The organism is Burkholderia sp. LMG 13014 (genome assembly GCF_905232215.1).
Taxonomy (GTDB): domain Bacteria; phylum Pseudomonadota; class Gammaproteobacteria; order Burkholderiales; family Burkholderiaceae; genus Burkholderia.
On record NZ_CAJNKE010000001.1, the window covers coordinates 58,816 to 78,317 of the forward strand.

A 19,502-nucleotide genomic window follows, 5' to 3' on the forward strand; every position below is an offset into this window, starting at 1 on the left:
ATCGGAATGAACACGACAACTGAAATGGTCGAACTCTGTGCGTCAGACGAAGTGGCTGACGGTGAAATCCGCCGCGGCACGCTGCCGTCCGGGCATGCCGTAGCGATCTATCACGTCAACGGAGCGTTCTACGTGACCGACGACATCTGCTCGCATGGGGATGCGTCATTGTCCGAAGACGGGTCGCTCGACGGATATGAAGTCGAATGCAGCTGGCACTTCGGCCGGTTCGACGTTCGTAGCGGCGCGCCGTGCGCGATGCCGTGCGAGCACGCGATCCGTAGCTGGCCCGTGAAGATCGATGGCGGTCGGGTTTTCGTCGACGCCGGAGCACACGCGTTATGAGCGGCGTCGATCTCTCCGTCCTCCAGCGCCGGGTACGCGTGGCGGCAAGAGCGCTCGCGCGCCACGGCCTCGTACAGGCGTGGGGGCACTGCAGCGCACGGATCGACGACACGTCCTTTCTCGTTTGCGCGTCGCGACCGATGGGATGCATCGGCCAGCACGAACCCGGCACCATCGTCCGGATCGATGCGCCGCTGCCGCCGGGCGTGCTCGGGGAGGTGCGTATCCATCAGCAGATCTACCGGATGCGCGAGGACGTCGGCGGCGTGTGTCGTGTGATGCCGCCCAATGTGGTCGCGCTGTCGACGCTGCGCATCGTGCCCAGCCCCCGGCACGGGGTTGGGGCGTTCAATGCGGCCTGCAGGTTCTGGGATGACCCTCGGCTGCTGCGTGACGATGCGCTGGCCGCGCAACTGGCAGCGCATCTGGGCGATGCCCCGTCTCTGGTCATGCGGGCGAACGGCGCCATCGCCGTCGGGCCGAACATCGAACTGGCCGCCGGCTTCGCGTGGTGCCTGGAGGAGGCGGCGCGCGTCGAGACGCTCGTGCGCGCCATGGCGGGCGCGCAAGGCGCGGAGTCGGCGTGCCTGACCCGCGATGAGGTTGCTTCGCGTCAGGTCAGCTCGGGCGCGGTGTTCGAGCGGTTGTGGGAATACCTGACGACAGGCGATCCTGAGGCCATCGCACCGGAAGCCGCGTTTCCGTCACCCGCCTGGGGGAGCGTGTCATGAAGTCCGGATATGGCGGGTCGATGGCGCCGACGATGCGTCCGCACGGTGTCGGCGCTTGCCGCGAGGTCGTCGTGTGGGGTAGTGTAATGCCGGTTTCAGCCGACTCAACACGTTACGATGACAAAGAAAGTGCCAGAACGACGTCGCAGCCAGGCAGAGCGACGCGAGGAGATGCGTGCGCGGATACTGGAGGCGGCGGTCAGCGAGCTGACGAGCAAAGGCTATGCGGGATTCCGGGTCGAACAGGTCGCCGCGACGGCCAACGTGTCGCGCGGGGCGCAGTCGCATCATTTCCCGACCAAGGAGGCGCTGGTTCTTGCTGCGCTGCAAAAGCTCTACGAGGCATCGACCGAAGCCAGCATGAAGCTGATCGACGGTCTGAAGCCGGAGGACGACCTTCTCGACGCGCTGATGCAGGATTCCGCCAAGTTTTATCTTGGGCCGAATTTCATCATCTCGATGTCGCTGCTGAATCTCGGCGATCACGAACCGGAGTTGCGGCAAAAGGTCCGCACGATCTCGCGCAAGCACCGGCTTCCGATCGAGAAGGCGTGGCTGGACGCGTTGTTGCGCTCCGGGCTGGCGGAAGAGCCGGCGCGAACCGTCCTGAACATCACGCAGAGTATCTATCGCGGGATGGTCATGCGGCGCTTTCTGCGCAACGATCCGGAATATACGCGCTTCACGACCGAGCAGTGGTCGAAGATCGCGCGTGCCTACATGAGCGCGAGCCTGCCGCCGCAGTAACGCGCACCGGCCGGCGCACGGCCCTTTCACACCCTCATTTCGTCTTCCAACGCCACCCCTGCGGATCCCGCAGGGGTGGCGTTGTCGTTTCTGCTTCTTTTCGAGGAAAAACCCATGAGTCTCTGGCTTGACATGCTCGGCGCGGAAATCCGCTACGTCGACACGCAGCACTTCGGTACGATCCGTATCGCCGAGGCCGGGAAAGGCAATCCCGAAACGCTCATCCTGCAGCATGGCATCAACGGCCATCTGGAGGCCTATGCGAAGAATATCGTGCCGTTATCGACGGACTTTCACGTAGTCGCGTTCGACTATGTGGGCCAGGGACTGTCCAGCAAGCCGGTTCGGGAATACAACCCGGTCATGCTTGCGGAGCAGCTTGGCGAATTGATGGATGCGCTCGGTATCGACAAGGCTCACCTCTCGGGTGAGTCGCTCGGGGGCTGGGTGTCCGGACACTTCGCCGCGGCGAATCCGCATCGCGTGCGACGCCTCATGCTGAATACGGCGGGCGGTATCCCGATCGTGACTCAGAAGGGCAAGCAGGATCTGGAGACCTTCATCGGGCTGAACAAGCGCAACATCGATAGCACGCCCACCTACGAATCGGTGCAGGCCCGCATGCACTGGCTGATGCATCCGGACAACCGTCACCTGGTGGACGACGAACTGGTCGATCTGCGCCTGCGCATCTACCTGCGCCCGGAAAGCCGCGCGGTGCTGCCGTTGCTCAACGAAATTCTCGCGCACCACGACGACTATCTGATTCCGCTGGAGAAGCTGCCCGAGGGGACGCTGTTCCTGTGGACGCACGACAACCCCATCCACGATACCGAATCGGTGAAAGCCGCACAGGCGAAGGTGCCGGGCAGCATTCTCTATTTCATGAAGGGGAATTCGGCCCACTGGCCCCAGTACGAAGCGATCGACGAGTTCAACGACGTCGCGGTGAAGTTTTTCAAGACCGGCGCGGTCGAGTGAGAGCCCCGACATGACTCTGGAAAACGATATTGCCGAGCTGCTGTGGGACGCGCAGCAACGCAACACACCCTGTGCGCCCGTGAGGGAGCGCTTCGAAGGGCGGGACGAAAACGCTCAGGCGGCGCTGGCCTATGCGGTACAGCAGATCAACATCCAGCGCCAGGTGCGCAGCGGCAGGCGGATCGTCGGCAGGAAGATCGGTCTGACGTCGCCGGCCGTTCAGCAGCAGCTCGGCGTCGACCGTCCGGATTTCGGCACGTTGCTCGACGACATGGCCATCGTGGACGGTGAGCCGATCGACCCGAATCGCTTGTTGCAGCCGAAGGCCGAGGCCGAGATTGCGCTGGTGCTCGAGAAGGATCTCACCCATGAACGGCACACCGTGGCCGACCTGATCGGCGCAACAGCCTATGCGCTGGCCGCGATCGAAGTGGTGGCCAGCCGCATCGCGGGCTGGAATATCCGTTTCGTGGACACCGTCGCGGACAACGCGTCGTCCGGTCTGTTCGTGCTCGGCACGCAGCCGGTTCCGCTGGCGAGGCTCGATCTGGCCGGCGCGACGATGCGCATGACCGACGGCGAAGAAACGGTATCGCAAGGTGCGGGAGCCGCGTGCCTCAGCAATCCGCTGAATGCCGCCCGCTGGCTTGCGGACACGCTCGTCGAGGTCGGCACGCCGATGCGCGCCGGCGACGTGATTCTTACGGGTGCGCTCGGGCCGATGGTGGCGGTGAAGGCCGGCCATACCTATACGGCGCACATCGACGGCTTTGCGCCGGTACGGGCGATTTTCTCCTGATGAGGTACTTCCCATGAATTCGATTGACGAAAAACAGGCAGTCGCCATCATCGGATCCGGAAACATCGGCACCGACCTGATGGTCAAGATCCTTCGCTACGGCAAGCACTTGAAGATGGGGGCATTCGTCGGCATCGATCCCGAGTCGGATGGCCTGAAGCGGGCCGAGCGTATGGGCGTGCCGATCGTGACGACGGGGATCGACGGGTTGCTCGCCCACCCCGATTTCGGATCCATGCGCTACGTATTCGACGCCACGAGCGCCGGTGCGCACGCGATGCATGAACGGCTGCTGCGCCCGCACGGCGTGCGCGTGATCGACCTGACGCCGGCGGCGATCGGTCCTTTCGTGGTTCCGGCCGTGAACATCGACCAACATCTGGATGCGCCGAACGTGAACATGGTGACATGCGGCGGGCAAGCGACGATTCCGATGGTCGCAGCGGTTTCCCGCGTTGCGCCGGTCGAGTACGCCGAGATCGTCGCGTCGATTTCGAGTCGCTCTGCCGGCCCGGGTACGCGAGCCAATATCGACGAGTTCACCGAGACCACGTCGAGCGCAATCGTGCAAGTCGGCGGCGCGCAGGCCGGCAAGGCGATCATCGTCCTCAACCCGGCGGAGCCGCCGCTGATCATGCGCGACACGGTGTACTGCCTGGTTTCAGGCGATGCCGACCAGGCAGCGATCGTCGAATCGGTCGAGCAGATGGTGGCTTCGGTTCGTTCGTATGTCCCGGGGTATCGGCTCAAGCAGGTCGTGCAGTTCGACGCGTTCAATGGACGCATGCCGCAGGAACCGGCCGCCCCGCGGGCGCCGCGCATGAAGGTGTCGATTTTCCTGGAAGTCGAGGGCGCGGGGCACTATCTGCCAAGCTACGCCGGGAACCTGGACATCATGACCAGCGCGGCGCTTGCCACGGCGGAACGCATGGCGGCGCGTCAGTCGGTCATGGCTTAAGGGGGCAATAGATCATGTACGACAAGAGCAAGAAGATCTACGTTTCGGATGTCACGCTGCGTGACGGGATGCATGCCATTCGACATCAGTACAGCGTGGCGGATGCCCGGCGTATCGCTCGGGCGCTGGACAAAGCCGGCGTAGACAGCATCGAAGTGGCGCATGGCGATGGTCTGCGAGGATCCTCGTTCAACTACGGTTTTGGCGCACATACGGATCTCGAATGGATTGCGGCGGTGGCTGAAGTGGTCGAGCAGGCGAAGATCGCCACGCTCCTCCTGCCGGGTATCGGCACGATTCACGACCTGAAGGCTGCCTATGACGCGGGGGCACGCGTCGTGCGCGTCGCGACGCACTGCACCGAAGCCGACATCTCGAAGCAGCATATCGACTTTGCGCGCTCGCTGGGCATGGACACGGTCGGCTTCCTGATGATGAGCCACATGACGACGCCGGAGAACCTGGCGGTCGAGGCGAAGAAGATGGAAAGCTACGGTGCGACTTGCATCTACGTCGTCGATTCGGGTGGCGCGATGACGATGGGCGATATCCGCGACCGCTTCCACGCGTTGAAGGCGGTGCTCGATCCGGCCACGCAGACCGGTATCCACGCGCACCACAATTTGAGCCTCGGTGTTGCGAATTCGATTGCCGCAGTCGAGGCGGGGTGTGACCGGGTCGACGCAAGCCTGGCCGGCATGGGCGCGGGCGCGGGCAACGCGCCGCTCGAAGTGTTCATTGCGGCGGCGGAGCGGCTCGGCTGGAACCACGGGACGGACCTGTATGCGCTGATGGATGCGGCAGACGATATCGTGCGGCCGTTGCAGGATCGCGCGGTGCGAGTCGACCGCGAGACGCTCGCGCTTGGCTATGCGGGCGTCTATTCGAGCTTCCTGCGCCATTCGGAGGCCGCTGCGGAGAAGTATGGTCTGAAGACCGTCGATATCCTCGTCGAGTTGGGGCGCCGGAAGATGGTGGGCGGGCAAGAGGACATGATCGTGGATGTCGCATTGGATCTCTTGCGCGATACGGCGTGATCGCGAGGGGGGTGTTGCTTCGCCCGTGTGGTACCGGGCCCGGTTACCGGCACGGCGATCGGTGGTCGGCCGATGCAGAGCGGCGTGGCACGCCTCCGCAAATCCGCGTTTCGTTGTATCAGAAACGGTAATTTTTCCTGGCGCAAGGAGGCCGATTCAACTCGAATAATAAAAACAAGATAGTCTGTTTTTAATAATAACGGTGCGAAATGCCGATATTCGTATCGGCATGAACGCACTGCCCCCGGATGGAATCGCGCGGTAAAAAAACGAGCCATCACCATGGTCAAGGAGACAAATGAAACATCAACGAGCAGTGTTGCTTGCGGCACTGGCAAGCATCTGTGCGCCGGCATGCGCGCAATCGACAATCACGCTGTACGGCATCGTCGATACGGGCGTGGAGTTCTTTACGCACGCGTCACCAACAGGCGGGGCGATGGTTCGACTCCCGACCATTAGCGGCGGCGATTTGCCGTCCCGCTGGGGGCTGCGAGGCGAAGAGGATCTGGGGGGAGGAATCAAGACGGTATTCACGCTCGAAAGCGGTTTTTCGCCAGCGTCCGGGACCTCGCTTCAGAATGGCCGCCTGTTTGGACGGCAGTCGTTCGTCGGACTGAAGGGCGCATGGGGGCAATTGACTGTCGGCCGGCAAATGAACATGACCATGTACGGCATGGCCGATGCGGATGTGATCGGTCCCGCCGCATTCAGCATGGGCTCGTTCGATGGCTATCTGGCTGCCGCACGGGCGGACAACAGCGTCGAGTATCGCGGGAAATTCGCGGATTTGACGGTCGGGGTCAGTTATTCGTTCGGGCGCGACGGCTTGCCTGCAAGCAACTGCGGCGGGCAGCTTCCGGGCGACACGATGTCGTGCCGCGCGCTAACCACGATGCTGAAATATGACCGGTCGAACTGGGGCGCGGCACTCATCTATGACGAGCAGCGCGGTGGCGCCGGCGCCACGGCGATGACGGTCGTGCCGGGCTTGAGTGGTGTGGCTTTCGGGAACTCGGGCGATACCGATCGAAGATACCAGGCAAACGGCTATTTTCTCGTCGGGAAGGTCAAGGTCGGGGGCGGCTGGCTGCATCGCGAGATCAAGGGAGACGTTCGGACGGTGCGAACCGATCTCAGCTATCTCGGTGTATCGGTCCCGTACGTCGCATGGGTTTTCGACGCGCAAGTGCTTCACGTCACGAACCGTTCATACGACGCGGACGGCACGATGGGGATTTTTCGTGCCAATTACAACCTTTCCAAGCGGACTGCGCTGTATGGGCTGCTGGCTTACATGAAGAACAGCGGACACGGTGCAGTGTATTCCGTGTCTTCGAGCAGCCTGGCTCCTGCCGTGCCGGCACCCGGAGTCGGACAGGCCGGCGCGATGGTGGGGATACGGCATCTCTTCTGACGGTCTGCTTTTTTGAAATTCAAGTACTTCGATGTCCATATTAATGGAGCGAATCGATCGATTTTGCATTGAGGATTTCCTACACACATGAGATTGACCCGAGTCGATTGAACGAGACGAGAGCGCGCCGACGCTGAAATCTCGGGCATGACGTTGGGTCATTGGAGGAAGAAATGAGCGACGAAGCGAAAACGAGCGGACCCTGTTCGGGGCTCCTCGTGCTCGAGCTGGGTTCGATGGTATCGGCTCCGCTGGCAGGGCAGATTCTGGCGGACATGGGGGCGGAGGTGATCAAGATCGAGCCGCCGGAAGGCGATCCGATGCGCAGGGTCGGGCCATTTCACAACGGCATGGGGGCGCTGTTCATGACGGTGAACCGCGGGAAGAAAAGCATCGTGCTGGATCTGAAGACGCCCGGCGATCTGGAAGTCGCTCGGGAGCTGGCGCTGTCGTCCGACGTGCTGCTTCACAACATGCGCCCTCGTGTGATGGAGCGACTTGGCCTGGGCTACGAGCTACTCCAGCATGCCAACCCGAAGTTGATTTACGCGTCGATTTCCGGTTTTGGCGAGTCGGGGCCCTACGCGTCGAAGCCCGCATACGACCATGTCCTTCAGGGCATGACGGGCGTCATGTATCTCCAGGGGCGCGGCGACGCACCCGAGCCGATCCGCAATCTGATGGTGGACAAGTCGACCGCGACGATCACGGCAAGCGCGATTCTCGCGGCACTGCTGCACCGCGAACGTAGCGGCGGGCAAGGGCAGCGCATCGATGCGTCGCTGTTGAACGCGTTCTCGTGGTTCGGGCTCACGGACAACATCGGGAACTATACGTTCCGCACGCCCGATGCACACCAGGCCCCGGCGCTTGACATTCATCATCCGCTGCGCACGCGCGATGGTTGGGTCATCGGTCACATCCAGACCGACGACCAGTTCGCGGCCGCGTGTCGGCTTTTCGACCGGGAGGACCTGCTGAACGACGACACCTGGAAGTCGGCGGCGAAACGAATCGAACGAAACGGCGAGATGTGGCGAGCGCTCGGTGGCAAGGCCGCGACGATGACACGCGCCGAAGTGCTGGCGCGTGCCGAATCCGAAGGGGTGGCGATCGGCCCGATCTATACGCTGGACGAGTTCTTCGACGACCCGCAAGTCAGAAGCAGCCATGTCTATGTCGATCACGAGGATCCTGAATTCGGTGTGATCCGGCAAATGAATTTCCCGGTGCGTTTCAGTCGTTCAGTGGTGGAGGTCGCCGCGCGTGCACCGCTGCTTGGCGAACACACGGCGGAGATTCTGCGCCATACGGATGACTGACCCGCGAAGTCTTGACGGCGGAATGGTCGCGCATTCCCCGCGGTCGACGCGGGCGAATGTCTCGAACGGAACAGCGACGCCGGGTGGGACGGATTTGAACTGCGATGTGCAGGAGAACAGGAGAGAGACTTGATTACATTCGATTTGAGCGAGGAGCAGGAACTGGCACGCAACGCAACGCGAAGCTTCGCGCAAGGGGAGTTGCGGCCGATTGCACAGAAGCTGGACAGGGCTTCGGCGATTCCCGCGTCGACGCTGGACGCGCTGTGGTCGACTGGCCTCGTACAGATGCAAGCCGACGACGGTCAGGAGCGATGTTCGATTCTCAATGCGATCGTGTTGGAGGAACTCGCCGCGGCCGATGCGACACTCGCGCTTGCACTGGCGACGCCAGTCGCGTTTACCCAGGCGATTCTGGATCAGGGATCGGCTCAGCAGAGGGAGAAGCTGTTGCCGGTGTTTCAGGGGCATGCGTTTCATGCTGCGGCCATTGCGCTGATGGAACCGCATTTCGGCTCGGACGTGTCGTCGCTGACGACGACGGCGGTGCGAGATGAAGACGGATGGCGGCTCAACGGACGCAAGACGCTGGTCCCGCTGGCTTCCGCCGCGAGCCATTTTCTCGTCGTCGCGCAAGCCGAAGGCGAACGGGCTGCCTTCATCGTGGAGCGCAACACGACGGGATGCCATGTCGAGGCGCCGGTGCCGACGGTCGGTCTCCGTGCGCTCGGATTGAGCGACGTCCGGCTCGACGGCGTATGTGTCCCGCATACGGCTCGCCTCGGCAACGGCGCGGGTTCGAACGTTCAGCGCCTTGTCGATTCGTCGCGCGCGGGGCTCGCCGCCGTGATGACGGGCTTGTCGCGCGGCGTCATGGAATACGTCATCCCGTATGCGAAGGATCGGGTGGTTCACGGTTCGGCGCTCGCGAGCAAACAGTCGATCGCCTTCCGTCTCGCGGATATGCACATCGACGTGGCGGCGATGCGTCTGATGGGGTGGCGGGCGGCGTCCGAGCTGGCGAACGGGAAGGACGCCGCACGTTCGGCGCAGCTCGCATACACGTATGCCGCGCGCCAGTCGATGTCGATCGCAGACGAAGGGTTGCAGATCTTCGGCGGTCATGGGTTCGTACGCGAGCATCCGATTGAAATGTGGTATCGGAATGCGCGCGCGGTTTCGATGCTCGAAGGCGTGGCTGGCGTCTGACTTGTCAACAAGGAGATCAAACGTGGTTGACTTTACTCTCACCCCCCAAGACGAGTACCTGGTAAACATTGCGCGCGAAGATGCGGAAATCGCCCGCGGATACGCACGCTATTACGATCAGCATCACGAAGAGCTCGAGCCGGTGGAACTTCCCGAGGCTTCGGGGCGCCCGGATCCCTACGCGTTGCTCGCATCCGATCCGGCCGACACGAGCGGGCCGATCGTGACGCAGGCGTTGCTGCAACTGGAGTACCCCGATGTGCGGATGCGGCGCGACACGAATCGATTCCTCGGGACGAAGATCATCCAGTATGCGGGTACGCCGGATCAGATCGAGCGCTTCGGCGACAAGTTGCTGTCGATTGCCATTTCGGAACCGGGCGCGGGATCCGATCCGCGAGCGATGGTCGGGAACGCCCGATACGACGGGGCTACCGATGAATGGGTGCTGAATGGCGAGAAGATCTATTGTTCGGGCTTCGGGGAAGCAGCGGGCGCAGTCGTCCTGCTGAAGGGGCCGCCAGACGAGCGCGGTATCCGTCCGTTCTGTGCATTCGTCGTCGAGAAGGGGATGGCGGGGCTGCAACCGCTGGGGCAAGTCGACAAGATGGGCATGCGCGCGTGGGACACGGCGGATTTCGTGCTGCAGGATTGTCGCGTGCCGTCAACGAACAAACTGGACGCCGACTTCAAGCGCACGATGATGGTGTTCAACGGATCGCGCGCGATGGTGACCGCGTTCGGTCTCAAGACCTCGCGCAACATGCTGGATATGGTGAAGGAGAACCTTCGTCGAACGGACCAGGCACCCGACTATGCGCAAGGGTGCAATGCACGATCCGCCGTGCACAATCGCTTGATCGCGCTCGAAGCGCTGCATGACGCAACCGAGTTGTCGATCCTGCATGCCAAGTGGCGCGAGCAAGCGAGCGGTGTCACGGACGAGCGGACGATGATCGAGGCTTCCATGGTGAAAGCACTGGGTGGTTCGGCGACGCGCCGTATTACGCAGGAATGTATGGAACTCCTTGGACCGCTCGCGCTGACGGAAGATCATCTGGCGGAGAAGTGGTTTCGGGATGCTCGAATCTTCGATATTTTCGAAGGGGCGGGTGAAATCAACCGTCTGATCGTCGCGAGGTGGTTGCTCGGCTATTCCAGCAAGGAACTGAATTGAGCGCCGCGCACACAACTGAACAGTCGACTCGGTAAGCCGCAAGGTACGCGGTCTGCCGGGAAGAAGCAGTGGCAACGAGTGGTGTGCGTTGCTCGACCTGCTGATGGAAGTGGTCGAGCAAATTCGGTCAAGCATGGTGCGCCCGGGTTCGCCAGAATCCGTCCACGCCCCGTCCGACAGTGGAGCGGGAAGCTGTCCTCGCTGTCGGACGAGCGCGGGGTATTTCCGCGCGTTGATCATCGGGCCAATCTGTGCGACCGGGGCGGTCGCGACGATCCTCTGTCGGAACTGGAAAAGGGCTTGACCGTCGGGCGCAGCCGGCACTGCGACCCTGTTCGCCGGCGCGGGCGGCCTCCACGGCCGCGTATTTTTGGAACGTTATCCGAAGCAATCGTTTTCGTATGTTCTGCTGCCGAAAAAAAGCAGACCTGACCCGTGGCCGGTCAAGCCAGGCGAGCGAGTGGCTCCGTTTCCGCGCAACACACGCGATTCCTGCCTTCGCGTTTGGCACGATAAAGCGCCATGTCCGCCTGATGTGACAGCGCGTGCACGGTCGCGGGGCGCGCGCGATGACCGGTCGCGCAGCCGATGCTGACGGTGAAGGCCGGAATGGTTTCCGCAAACCCGTCGAGCCGGTTGCATTCGACTTCGCGTCGAATGGCCTCCGCGACCTGCGCGGCACCGCTTTCGTCCGTATCCGGCAGCACCGCGACGAACTCCTCGCCGCCGTAGCGCGCGGCGAGATCACCGCGCCGCCGCGTGTGCGTGCGGATGCATTCGGCGAGGAAGCGCAGTGCCGTGTCGCCGTCCGCATGGCCGTGCCGGTCGTTGTATTGCTTGAAGTGGTCGGCGTCGATGAACAGAATCGACAGGCTGCCGTTGCTGCCCCGCTGCAGCCGTTCCCATTCGTCGGCCAGCGCGATGTCGAGCGCGCGGCGGTTGCACAGGCCCGTCAGCGGATCGGTGCGGGTGAGGTCCATGAGCCGCGTCTGCTTGCGCAGGTTGTCCCGGAGCGCAAACGCAAGCAGCCAGACCACCGCGCAGAACAGTGCGCTGATCGCGGTTGCGGATATGCCGACCGTCCACGACAGGCGCGTAATGCCCGCCAGCACGTCGCGCTCGGCCGGCGCGACGACGGCGATCAGCGGCGTGCCCCGCACCTGCTGATACGTATACAGCCGCAGGGTGCCGTCGATGCTCGACCGTGCGGGATAGAAGCCCGATTCACTGTTCACCATCCGGTTGAAGGTTTTCGAGTGACGCAGGTGGTTCATCTGGCTGTCGTTCAACGACGGATTTCTCGCGAGGATCGTGCCGTCCGCGCGCAGGATCGCGCTGACCCCGTTCGGCCCGACGTCGAGGCCGGACAGGAGCTGCTCGAAATAGGCGAGGTCGATGGCGACCACCGCGATGCCGTTGAACGTATGATCCGGCCGGTCGATGCGCCGCGACAGCGCGATGGATTCCTTGCCGCCGCGCGAGCGCGCGCGATAGGCCTCGGACACGTAGAGGCCGACGTCGTCAGCGTCGCGATGAACCTTGAAGTAGTCGCGATCGCTGAAATCCCAATGGTGGGTCGCGCTGCAGCATCCGTCGATCAACTGACCGAACTTGTCGGTCACGCCCATGCCGGTGACATATTGGGCTGCGGTGCGCTCGAACAGCAGGTCGTGCCGCAGCCCGGCGTCCATACGCTGCACCGGGGGCTTGCCGAGATCGGACGCGAGTGCGACCAGTGCGCTGTTCGACGTTTCGACGGTGCGTGCAATCTGGCTCACCAGCACGGCTGCGACGTTGCGCGACGTCTCATGTGCGTGTTCTATCACTTCGCTCCGGCCGGCCCACAGTGTCGCCGCGCTGATTCCGAGCGCGGCAAGCGACATCAGCGTGCCCAATGCCCCGACGACAAGATAGTTGCGTCCGGCCCAGTCGGCAATTTTCTCGATCGAGGTGAGTGCGGGCATGTTCGTGCTCGTATGGGAGGCCGGCGGCAATGGCTCTGGCGCGGTTCAAATCCAGGTTAACGGCACGGTTAACCGAAAATCGAGGCCGGCGTGGCCGCCAGTCGGCGCGTGCGATCGCGCAACGGGGCGCAAACGTGTGCGACCGGGCACGGGTGAGGGGGTAAGGCAGTCCGGGGCGGAACGATGTACTGCGACACGCGCCGCTGACGCGCCGATCGTCACGCTGTCCATCATGGCGAGCGGCACCATCCTGATCGCGTTCGTGCCAGGCTACGCGACGATCGGCTCAATTGGCGGCGGTGCCCGTCGTAACAAGGGACGTCTGCACTTCGCGGTCGACGGTCGCGGAGCGTGCAACGTCGGCCTGTTTGTGGCCGATCTGCGCGACCGGTAACACGCTGGCATTGGTGCGGAATCTGGCCCAGGCAGCCGCTTGGGGGCGATGGATGACGATGTGAACGGATCGGCCGCTTGTCTTCACCGATGGACCGACTCGCCGTGCCACGGGATGATATTCCGCAACATGGCACCCTTTTTTCGTCGTGCCCGTGCGATGGCGCATAGGTGCTTCCATCTAGGGGCGTAAGTAGCCGAGCGAATTTACCGGCCCTGTCCGGCCTCCTACGCTACGCATAACCCAAACAAACAGGAGGCATGCGACGTGAGAAAGATCGGAATCGTAGGAGGCGGGCAGGCCGGGTTTCATCTGGCATTCGGTTTGCTGGACCGCGGGCATGAGGTCACGGTGTATACGGATCGCACGCCGGATCAGCTGCTGGCGGGCAGGATCCCGAGCACCGCGTTTCTGTTCAACGAAACGCTGGACTGGGAACGCCGGCTCGGCCTGAATTTCTGGGAAGACGTCGCACCCGCCGGCGAAGGAATGCTCGTCGATTTCCGCGAGCCGTCGGGCGCGAGCGTGATGACGGTCAAGGGGCGGCTGCACGACCGGTCGGGTCAGGCGATCGACCAGCGGACGAAGTTTGCGCGCTGGACTGAGGAATTCGAACGACGCGGCGGCACGCTCGTGTTTCGCGCGGTCGATATCGACGAGCTGGACGAGATCGCCGGCGCCAATGATCTGACGTTCATCGCGTCCGGCAAGGGGGCGATCAATGCGCTGTTCGCGCGCGATGCCGCGCGAAGCGTGCACGACAAGCCGCCGCGCAATCTCGCGGCGATGCTGCTCAAGGGGCCGCAGATCGTCGGCGATCGTCCGTGGCCGAAGGCAGACTTCCGGCCGCTGCGGTTCAACTTCGTGTTCGGTGTCGGCGAGTTCTTTTCGCTGCCGTTCTACTCGCATGGCGTGGGCGAATGCCGGAGCTTTCTGTTCGAAGCGCGTCCGGGCGGAGACATGGATCGTTTCCAGGACGCGACGGACGGCAATGAACTGCTCGAGATTGCGCGCGGCGTGATGCGCGACTTCGCACCGGAAGATGCAAGCCTGCTCGACGATGCGCACTTGACCGATCCGAATGCGTGGCTCAAGGGCGCCTTTACACCGACCGTGCGCCATCCGGTCGGCTGCCTCGCTTCCGGTCGTATCGTGATGGGCGTCGGCGACACGGTTTGCCTGAACGATCCGATTGCCGGGCAGGGCGCGAACAACGCGTCGCGCATGGTGGACCATCTGCTGCGGGCGATCGACGTGCACGGTCGCGAGCCGTTCGACGCCGGGTGGATGCAGCGGACCTTCGACGCGTTCTGGGACGCGTCGGCCAGCTATACGACGGCGTTCACGAACGCGCTGCTCGAACCGCCGAGCGACGCGATCCTGCACGTGTTGCGCGCGGCGTCGGGGCAGCGTGCGGTGGCGGACGACTTCGTGCGCTGCTTTCAGCGTCCACGCGAGTTCTGGCCGTGGATCGCCGATTTGTCGGAGGCACAGCGCTTCGTCGCGGAGCGGGTGGCGCGCGATGCGGCATGACCACGACATCGTCGCGCACGCGTGGCGCCATCATCACGAGATTCCGCAGGCACCGGGCGACTTCCGGCGCGCACTCGGCTGCTTCGCGACGGGCGTGACCGTCGTCACGACGGTCGATGACGAGGGCCGCCGGATCGGCCTGACGGCGAATTCGTTTTCGTCGGTATCGATCGATCCGCCGCTGATCCTGTGGAGCCTGGCGCGCCGCTCGCCGAACCTGCGCGCGTTCGAGCGTTGCCGCTTCTTTGCGGTCAACGTGCTGGCCGGCTCGCAGCAGGATATCTGCACGCGCTTTGCCAAGCCGATCGACGACCGGTTTTCCGGCGTCGATACCGTCGACGGGCAGGGCGGTGTGCCGCTGATCGCTGGCGCGGTCGCCCAGTTCGAATGCGAGAACGAGATCGTGCACGCGGGCGGCGATCACGCGATCTTCGTCGGCCGGGTCAACCGCTTCCGCTGGCACGAGCAGGCGCCGCTGGTCTTCTGCATGGGTGCATTGCGCGAGCTGGACACGAACCGACAGGAAAGCTGACATGAATCCATCGACAAGCTGGGGCATCGAAGGCAAGACCGCGATCGTCACGGGCGGCGCGACGCTGATCGGCGCGGCGGTCGCCCGCGCACTGTGCGACGGTGGCGCGCAGGTCGCGGTGGCCGACATCGACGTCGCGCGCGGCCATGCGCTGGCCGATTCGCTCGGCGCACGCGCGATGTTCGTCGAGACCGACCTCGCCGACGATGCGGCCATTCGCGCTTGCGTGCAGGCGACGCATGCGCGGTTCGGCCGCATCGACATGCTGGTCAACGTCGCGTGCGCGTACGTCGACGACGCGCTGTCGTCGACGCGCGCGCAATGGCATGCGGCGTTCGACGTCAACGTGATAGGCGCCTGCCTGTTGTTGCAGGCCGCCTATCCGTTCCTGTGCGAGGCCGGCGGCGGCGCGGTCGTGAATTTCGGCTCGACGAGCGCGTCCGCGGCGCAGGCGGGCCGCTGGCTGTATCCGGCCAGCAAGGCGGCGATCCTGCAACTGACGCGCAGCCAGGCGCTGGATCTGGCGCGCGACAATATCCGCGTCAATGCGGTGTCGCCGGGTTGGACGTGGTCGGGCGTGCTGGACGCGATTTCGGGCGGCGACAAGCGCCGGGCCAATGCCGTCGCGCAGAAATTCCACATGCTCGGCCGCATTGGCGAACCGGAGGAAGTCGCCAACGCGGTATTGTTCCTCGTCTCCGACAAGGCGTCGTTCATCACCGGCGCGAATCTGGCCGTCGACGGCGGCTATTCGGCGATGGGCCCCGAGCAGGGCCTGTCGCCGATCGGTGAACTGACGACACCGGCCGCCTGAACGGCACGGGCGTCGGTCGGCTGGTGGCCGACCGACGCCCTTTCTCATTCTCCCGACCTCAATTGCCCGATTTGCCGGCTGCGGCCCGTGCTTCGGCGCGATATTTCAGCACGATGATCGTGACGGCCAGCAGCAACACCACCGCGTTGTTGAGCGCGACCGGCAACGCGCCGATCGCGATGCCGTAGTACAGCCACAGGCTCACGCCGGCGATGAAGCACGCGTACATCGTGTAGGAAATATCGCGTGCGGAGCCTGAGCGCCGGATCTTGACGACTTGAGGAACGAACGAAATGGTCGTCAGTATTCCGGCGACCAGGCCGACGGTATCGGTCATGTTCATGGTGCGTGACCTGTTACGTGGAGTGGGTGGATCAGAAGAATCGGTCGAAGTGCACTTGCGACGCCGGCACGCCGTGACGGGCAAGCAGCACGTCCAGCATCGCCTGGATCATCGGCGGCGGGCCGGCCATGTAGTACTCGTGGTCGGCCAGGTTCGCGCCGAGGACGTCCTCGACGTATTCGTGCACGAAGCCGGTACGGCCCGACCAGTCGCCGGCATCGTCGGGCGACGATACCGCCGGGTGGAACACGAGCTGTTCGCCGTAACCGGGCAGCGTGCGCAGTTGTGCGTCGCCGCACACGTCGCGTGGCGTACGCGCGCCATAAAAGAAATGCAGGCGGCGCTTGCCAAGCATGCCGGCGTGAGCCATGCCGCGTGCGATCGACAGCATCGGTGCGAGCCCCGACCCACCCGCGATGCAGACCACGTCGCGAGCCGGTTCGGGACGCAGGAACGCCATCCCGTACGGACCGTCGAGCATCACGCGGTCGCCTGGTTTCACACGATCGAACAGCGCGGTCGAACCGGCGCCGCGTTCGACGCGGCGTACCTGAAAATGCCAGTCGCCGTCGTCGTTCGGCAGGTTCGCCATCGAATACGCGCGGGTGCCGGCGATCCCGGGCAAGTGCAGCACCGCGAATTGTCCCGGACGAAAGGCCGCGGGCGCATCGGTGCGGAAGCGGAACTCGCGGATATCGTGCGTGACGTCGTCCGTCGCGATCAAGGTGGCGACCTGCCTGCGCGGCGGTTGCGCGGGGCGGCATGCGTCGTCGAGCCGGATCTTGATGCGGCAGTCGCTCGTCGGGCGACACTGGCAGGCGAGGTGCCGGCCCTTCGCGCGATCGCGCGCCGACAGCCCGGGCGCATCGTCCCACAGCACGTCGACGCTGCCGTCGAGCAGTTCGAACTTGCAGGTGCCGCATGCGCCCGCGGTGCATTCGTACGGCATGCCCAGGCCGGCCCGCAAGCCGGCGCCGAGCAGGGTGTCGTCGCGATCGCACGCAAAGCGGTGCACCGATCCGTCGAGAAGGATTTCCTGCATATCGTCGTCCTCCGTCAATCGGCGATGCGAATGCCGATCGCGTCGTCTTCGACGACGACCGCATACGTCTTCAGATCGACGATGCAGGGCGCACCGACGGCCTTGCCGGTGCGAATGTCGAAGGCCCCCTGATGGAACGGACACTCGACGACGTCGCCATCGATTTCGCCGTCGCACAGCGATGCTTCGCCGTGCGTGCAGGTGTCGTCGGTGACATGAAACCGGCCGTCGAGGTTGAAGACCGCGACCGGCGCGTGGCCGTCGAGTGCGACGCGCTTCGCGCATCCGTGCGGCACGTCCGACGTGCGGCAAAGAAAATGGATCGTATGTTCGGCTACCGTCATGATCGTGTTCCCTGGTTGTCGACGTCCATGAACCGGCGTGCGATATCGCGCCGGTTCCGCTGCCTGCGGGACGTCATGGCTTCAGGGTAGTGACGGCTGCCTGACGGGTAAATTGGATCGACTGCTTAGCGAATACAGGTTTTCGCTTATCGTCGCCGCGTTCAGGTCGCACCGGCCGAGCGCGGCAGCATCACGTGGAAACGCGTGCCGGGCGCGGCTTCCGCGCTCGTGACCCACAGGTGCCCGCCATGCGTATCGACGATCGAGTGGCACAGCGACAGTCCGAGCCCGAGGCCCGTGTGCTTGGTCGAGAAGAACGACGCGAAGATGCGGTCCGGGCTCACGCGCGGCAGGCCGGGGCCGGTATCGGACACGGTGATCTGCACATTGCCGTTGGTGCGCCTCGCGACCGCGATGCACAGTTCGCGGCGCGCGAGCGACGTGCCCGACATCGCCTCGATCCCGTTGACGGCCAGATTGATCACGACCTGCTGGATCAGCACGTCGTCGCACTCGATTTCGCATGGCGCGTCGTCGAGTTCGTACGTGACCGCCACATCGCTTTGCCGCGCGCGTAGCGCGATCAGGTCGGCGATGTCCCGTACCAGCGTGCGCACGTCGATCAACTGGCGCTGATAGGTCCGGTTGCACGTGAATTCGCGCACCTTGTTGATGATGCGGCCGGCGCGCTCGGCTTCGTGCTGCGCGAGCTCGAGCGCGTGCAGCAGATCGTCGGCCGAAAAATTGCCGGACTGGATGCGCCGGCGGCACCCCGCCACGAAGTTGACGATCGCGAAGAACGGCTGGTTCAGCTCGTGCGCGAGCGCGGTGGCCATCTCGCCGGTCGTCGAGATGCGCGAGATCCGGCTGAGTTCGAGCGCGCGGGCGCGGGCCGTTTCCTCGGCCCTGACGCGTTCGGTGACGTCGCGGAAATTGACCAGGATCCCGTTGACGGCCGGATCGTCGAGCAGGTTCCGGCAGCGCGCCTCGTGGATGCGCCACGTGCCGTTGCGGTGCTGGATCCGGTAGCCGAGGTTGGCGCTCGCGTCCGGCGCCAGCGCGCGCAGCGTGTCGCGCACCGCGTCGACGTTGTCCGGTGCGATGAACGCATAGACGGAGCGGCCCACCGGCATTCGCGCGGAAACACCGAGCAGCGAATGGATCGATGGCCCGAGGAAGCGGATGATGCCGTTGGCGGAAAGGATCGCAATGCCGTCCGACGAGCGCTCGATCAGCTTGCGGTAGTACCGCTCGCGTTCCTTGAGCGCGGCATGCGCTTCCTTGCGCTCGGTGATGTCGCGCGCCATCGCGATCACACGGTCGACCCCGTTCAGCGTGATGCGCTTCAGGCTCACTTCGACAGGCGTTTCGCGGCCCTGCGCATTGCGGATCACCCATTCGAAGATCACGGTGTCGCCGGAATCGCGCGCCTCCCACACGCGCCTCAGGCCGCCTTCGGTGTCGTACGGAGAGTGGTTCCGGGTCAGCTCGCCGATCGACATCCCGCGCAATTCGTCGATCGTGTGCCCGTACATCTCGCATGCCTTGCGATTGGCCTCGAGGATTTCCCCGCTGTCCATGTCGTGGATCACCATGATGTCGTTCGCGTAGACGAAGACCTCCTGGTAGTTGGTCCGGCTCAATTGACTGACGGAATGCATGGCAGGGGCGCCCCGGGGTAATCCGGCCGTCAGCATAGCACCGCGAAAGCGCGCAACTCGTGGGCCGGCCGGCCGTTAAGTGTTATCACCTAATGCGCTAATTGACCGACCGGATAACGGCCGGCAGGCGATTTCCTTACGCTTGAGTGCAC

At 64.0% G+C, this 19,502-nt stretch carries 20 protein-coding genes; 15 read left to right on the top strand and 5 right to left on the bottom strand.

Going from position 1 to position 19,502, the window contains the following annotated elements; translation table 11 throughout:
* The first annotated feature begins 6 nt into the window (after positions 1-6).
* The 11 genes from JYJ84_RS00275 to JYJ84_RS00325 all read left to right on the top strand — a co-directional run bounded on the left by JYJ84_RS00275 (position 7) and on the right by JYJ84_RS00325 (position 10,723).
* Entirely contained in the window at positions 7-345 is a 339-nt protein-coding gene (locus JYJ84_RS00275; RefSeq protein ID WP_122950347.1) for a non-heme iron oxygenase ferredoxin subunit, read from the top strand.
* Positions 342-1,076, top strand: coding sequence for a class II aldolase/adducin family protein (locus JYJ84_RS00280; RefSeq protein WP_174957570.1), 735 nt, complete (start codon positions 342-344; stop codon positions 1,074-1,076). Before JYJ84_RS00275 ends, JYJ84_RS00280 begins: the two co-directional genes overlap by 4 nt.
* Before the next feature lie 129 nt (positions 1,077-1,205).
* Positions 1,206-1,823, top strand: coding sequence for a TetR/AcrR family transcriptional regulator (locus JYJ84_RS00285; protein WP_175221966.1), 618 nt, complete (start codon positions 1,206-1,208; stop codon positions 1,821-1,823).
* 114 nt (positions 1,824-1,937) lie between these two features.
* Positions 1,938-2,804 carry an alpha/beta fold hydrolase gene (locus tag JYJ84_RS00290; protein ID WP_175222002.1) on the top strand — a complete coding sequence of 289 codons (867 nt, stop codon included), beginning with the start codon at positions 1,938-1,940 and terminating at the stop codon, positions 2,802-2,804.
* A gap of 10 nt (positions 2,805-2,814) precedes the next feature.
* On the top strand, positions 2,815-3,603 hold the full coding sequence (locus JYJ84_RS00295; RefSeq protein WP_175221965.1) for a 2-keto-4-pentenoate hydratase: 789 nt from the start codon (positions 2,815-2,817) through the stop codon (positions 3,601-3,603).
* A 13-nt stretch (positions 3,604-3,616) separates the two neighbouring features.
* Entirely contained in the window at positions 3,617-4,561 is a 945-nt protein-coding gene (locus JYJ84_RS00300; RefSeq protein WP_122950351.1) for an acetaldehyde dehydrogenase (acetylating), read from the top strand.
* Between the two features lie 14 nt (positions 4,562-4,575).
* Entirely contained in the window at positions 4,576-5,598 is a 1,023-nt protein-coding gene (gene dmpG / locus JYJ84_RS00305) for a 4-hydroxy-2-oxovalerate aldolase (protein ID WP_174957567.1), read from the top strand.
* 298 nt (positions 5,599-5,896) lie between these two features.
* Complete coding sequence (locus JYJ84_RS00310) at positions 5,897-7,015, top strand: porin (protein ID WP_175221964.1); 1,119 nt, start codon at positions 5,897-5,899, stop codon at positions 7,013-7,015.
* A 173-nt stretch (positions 7,016-7,188) separates the two neighbouring features.
* A complete protein-coding gene (locus JYJ84_RS00315; protein ID WP_122950354.1) occupies positions 7,189-8,337 on the top strand; it encodes a CaiB/BaiF CoA-transferase family protein in 1,149 nt (382 codons plus the stop codon).
* Positions 8,338-8,466: 129 nt separating this feature from the next.
* Entirely contained in the window at positions 8,467-9,546 is a 1,080-nt protein-coding gene (locus tag JYJ84_RS00320) for an acyl-CoA dehydrogenase family protein (RefSeq protein ID WP_175221963.1), read from the top strand.
* A 22-nt stretch (positions 9,547-9,568) separates the two neighbouring features.
* Positions 9,569-10,723: an acyl-CoA dehydrogenase family protein gene (locus JYJ84_RS00325; protein ID WP_175221962.1), complete on the top strand. Its 1,155-nt coding sequence runs from the start codon at positions 9,569-9,571 to the stop codon at positions 10,721-10,723.
* Positions 10,724-11,166: 443 nt separating this feature from the next.
* On the opposite strand, the gene JYJ84_RS00330 is transcribed toward JYJ84_RS00325, so the two are convergent.
* Positions 11,167-12,687 carry a sensor domain-containing diguanylate cyclase gene (locus tag JYJ84_RS00330; protein WP_175221961.1) on the bottom strand — a complete coding sequence of 507 codons (1,521 nt, stop codon included), beginning with the start codon at positions 12,685-12,687 and terminating at the stop codon, positions 11,167-11,169.
* On the opposite strand from JYJ84_RS00330, the gene JYJ84_RS00335 reads away from it, so the two are divergent.
* From JYJ84_RS00335 to JYJ84_RS00350, 4 genes are all read left to right on the top strand, one after another.
* A complete protein-coding gene (locus JYJ84_RS00335; RefSeq protein ID WP_175221913.1) occupies positions 12,686-13,081 on the top strand; it encodes a hypothetical protein in 396 nt (131 codons plus the stop codon). The genes JYJ84_RS00330 and JYJ84_RS00335 overlap by 2 nt on opposite strands.
* A gap of 267 nt (positions 13,082-13,348) precedes the next feature.
* Complete coding sequence (locus JYJ84_RS00340) at positions 13,349-14,614, top strand: styrene monooxygenase/indole monooxygenase family protein (RefSeq protein ID WP_164462916.1); 1,266 nt, start codon at positions 13,349-13,351, stop codon at positions 14,612-14,614.
* Positions 14,604-15,146, top strand: coding sequence for a flavin reductase family protein (locus JYJ84_RS00345; RefSeq protein ID WP_122950360.1), 543 nt, complete (start codon positions 14,604-14,606; stop codon positions 15,144-15,146). The genes JYJ84_RS00340 and JYJ84_RS00345 overlap by 11 nt, the downstream gene beginning before the upstream one ends.
* A gap of 1 nt (position 15,147) precedes the next feature.
* Entirely contained in the window at positions 15,148-15,960 is an 813-nt protein-coding gene (locus JYJ84_RS00350) for an SDR family oxidoreductase (protein ID WP_175221960.1), read from the top strand.
* A gap of 58 nt (positions 15,961-16,018) precedes the next feature.
* Here the strand turns inward: JYJ84_RS00350 and JYJ84_RS00355 are convergent, their stop codons facing one another.
* The 4 genes from JYJ84_RS00355 to JYJ84_RS00370 all read right to left on the bottom strand — a co-directional run bounded on the left by JYJ84_RS00355 (position 16,019) and on the right by JYJ84_RS00370 (position 19,350).
* Positions 16,019-16,303, bottom strand: coding sequence for a SemiSWEET family sugar transporter (locus JYJ84_RS00355; RefSeq protein WP_175221959.1), 285 nt, complete (start codon positions 16,301-16,303; stop codon positions 16,019-16,021).
* Between the two features lie 31 nt (positions 16,304-16,334).
* Complete coding sequence (locus JYJ84_RS00360) at positions 16,335-17,345, bottom strand: 2Fe-2S iron-sulfur cluster-binding protein (protein ID WP_175221958.1); 1,011 nt, start codon at positions 17,343-17,345, stop codon at positions 16,335-16,337.
* A gap of 14 nt (positions 17,346-17,359) precedes the next feature.
* Positions 17,360-17,689: a non-heme iron oxygenase ferredoxin subunit gene (locus JYJ84_RS00365; protein WP_175221957.1), complete on the bottom strand. Its 330-nt coding sequence runs from the start codon at positions 17,687-17,689 to the stop codon at positions 17,360-17,362.
* Positions 17,690-17,850: 161 nt separating this feature from the next.
* Positions 17,851-19,350 carry a PAS domain S-box protein gene (locus tag JYJ84_RS00370; protein WP_175221956.1) on the bottom strand — a complete coding sequence of 500 codons (1,500 nt, stop codon included), beginning with the start codon at positions 19,348-19,350 and terminating at the stop codon, positions 17,851-17,853.
* Positions 19,351-19,502: the final 152 nt, after the last annotated feature.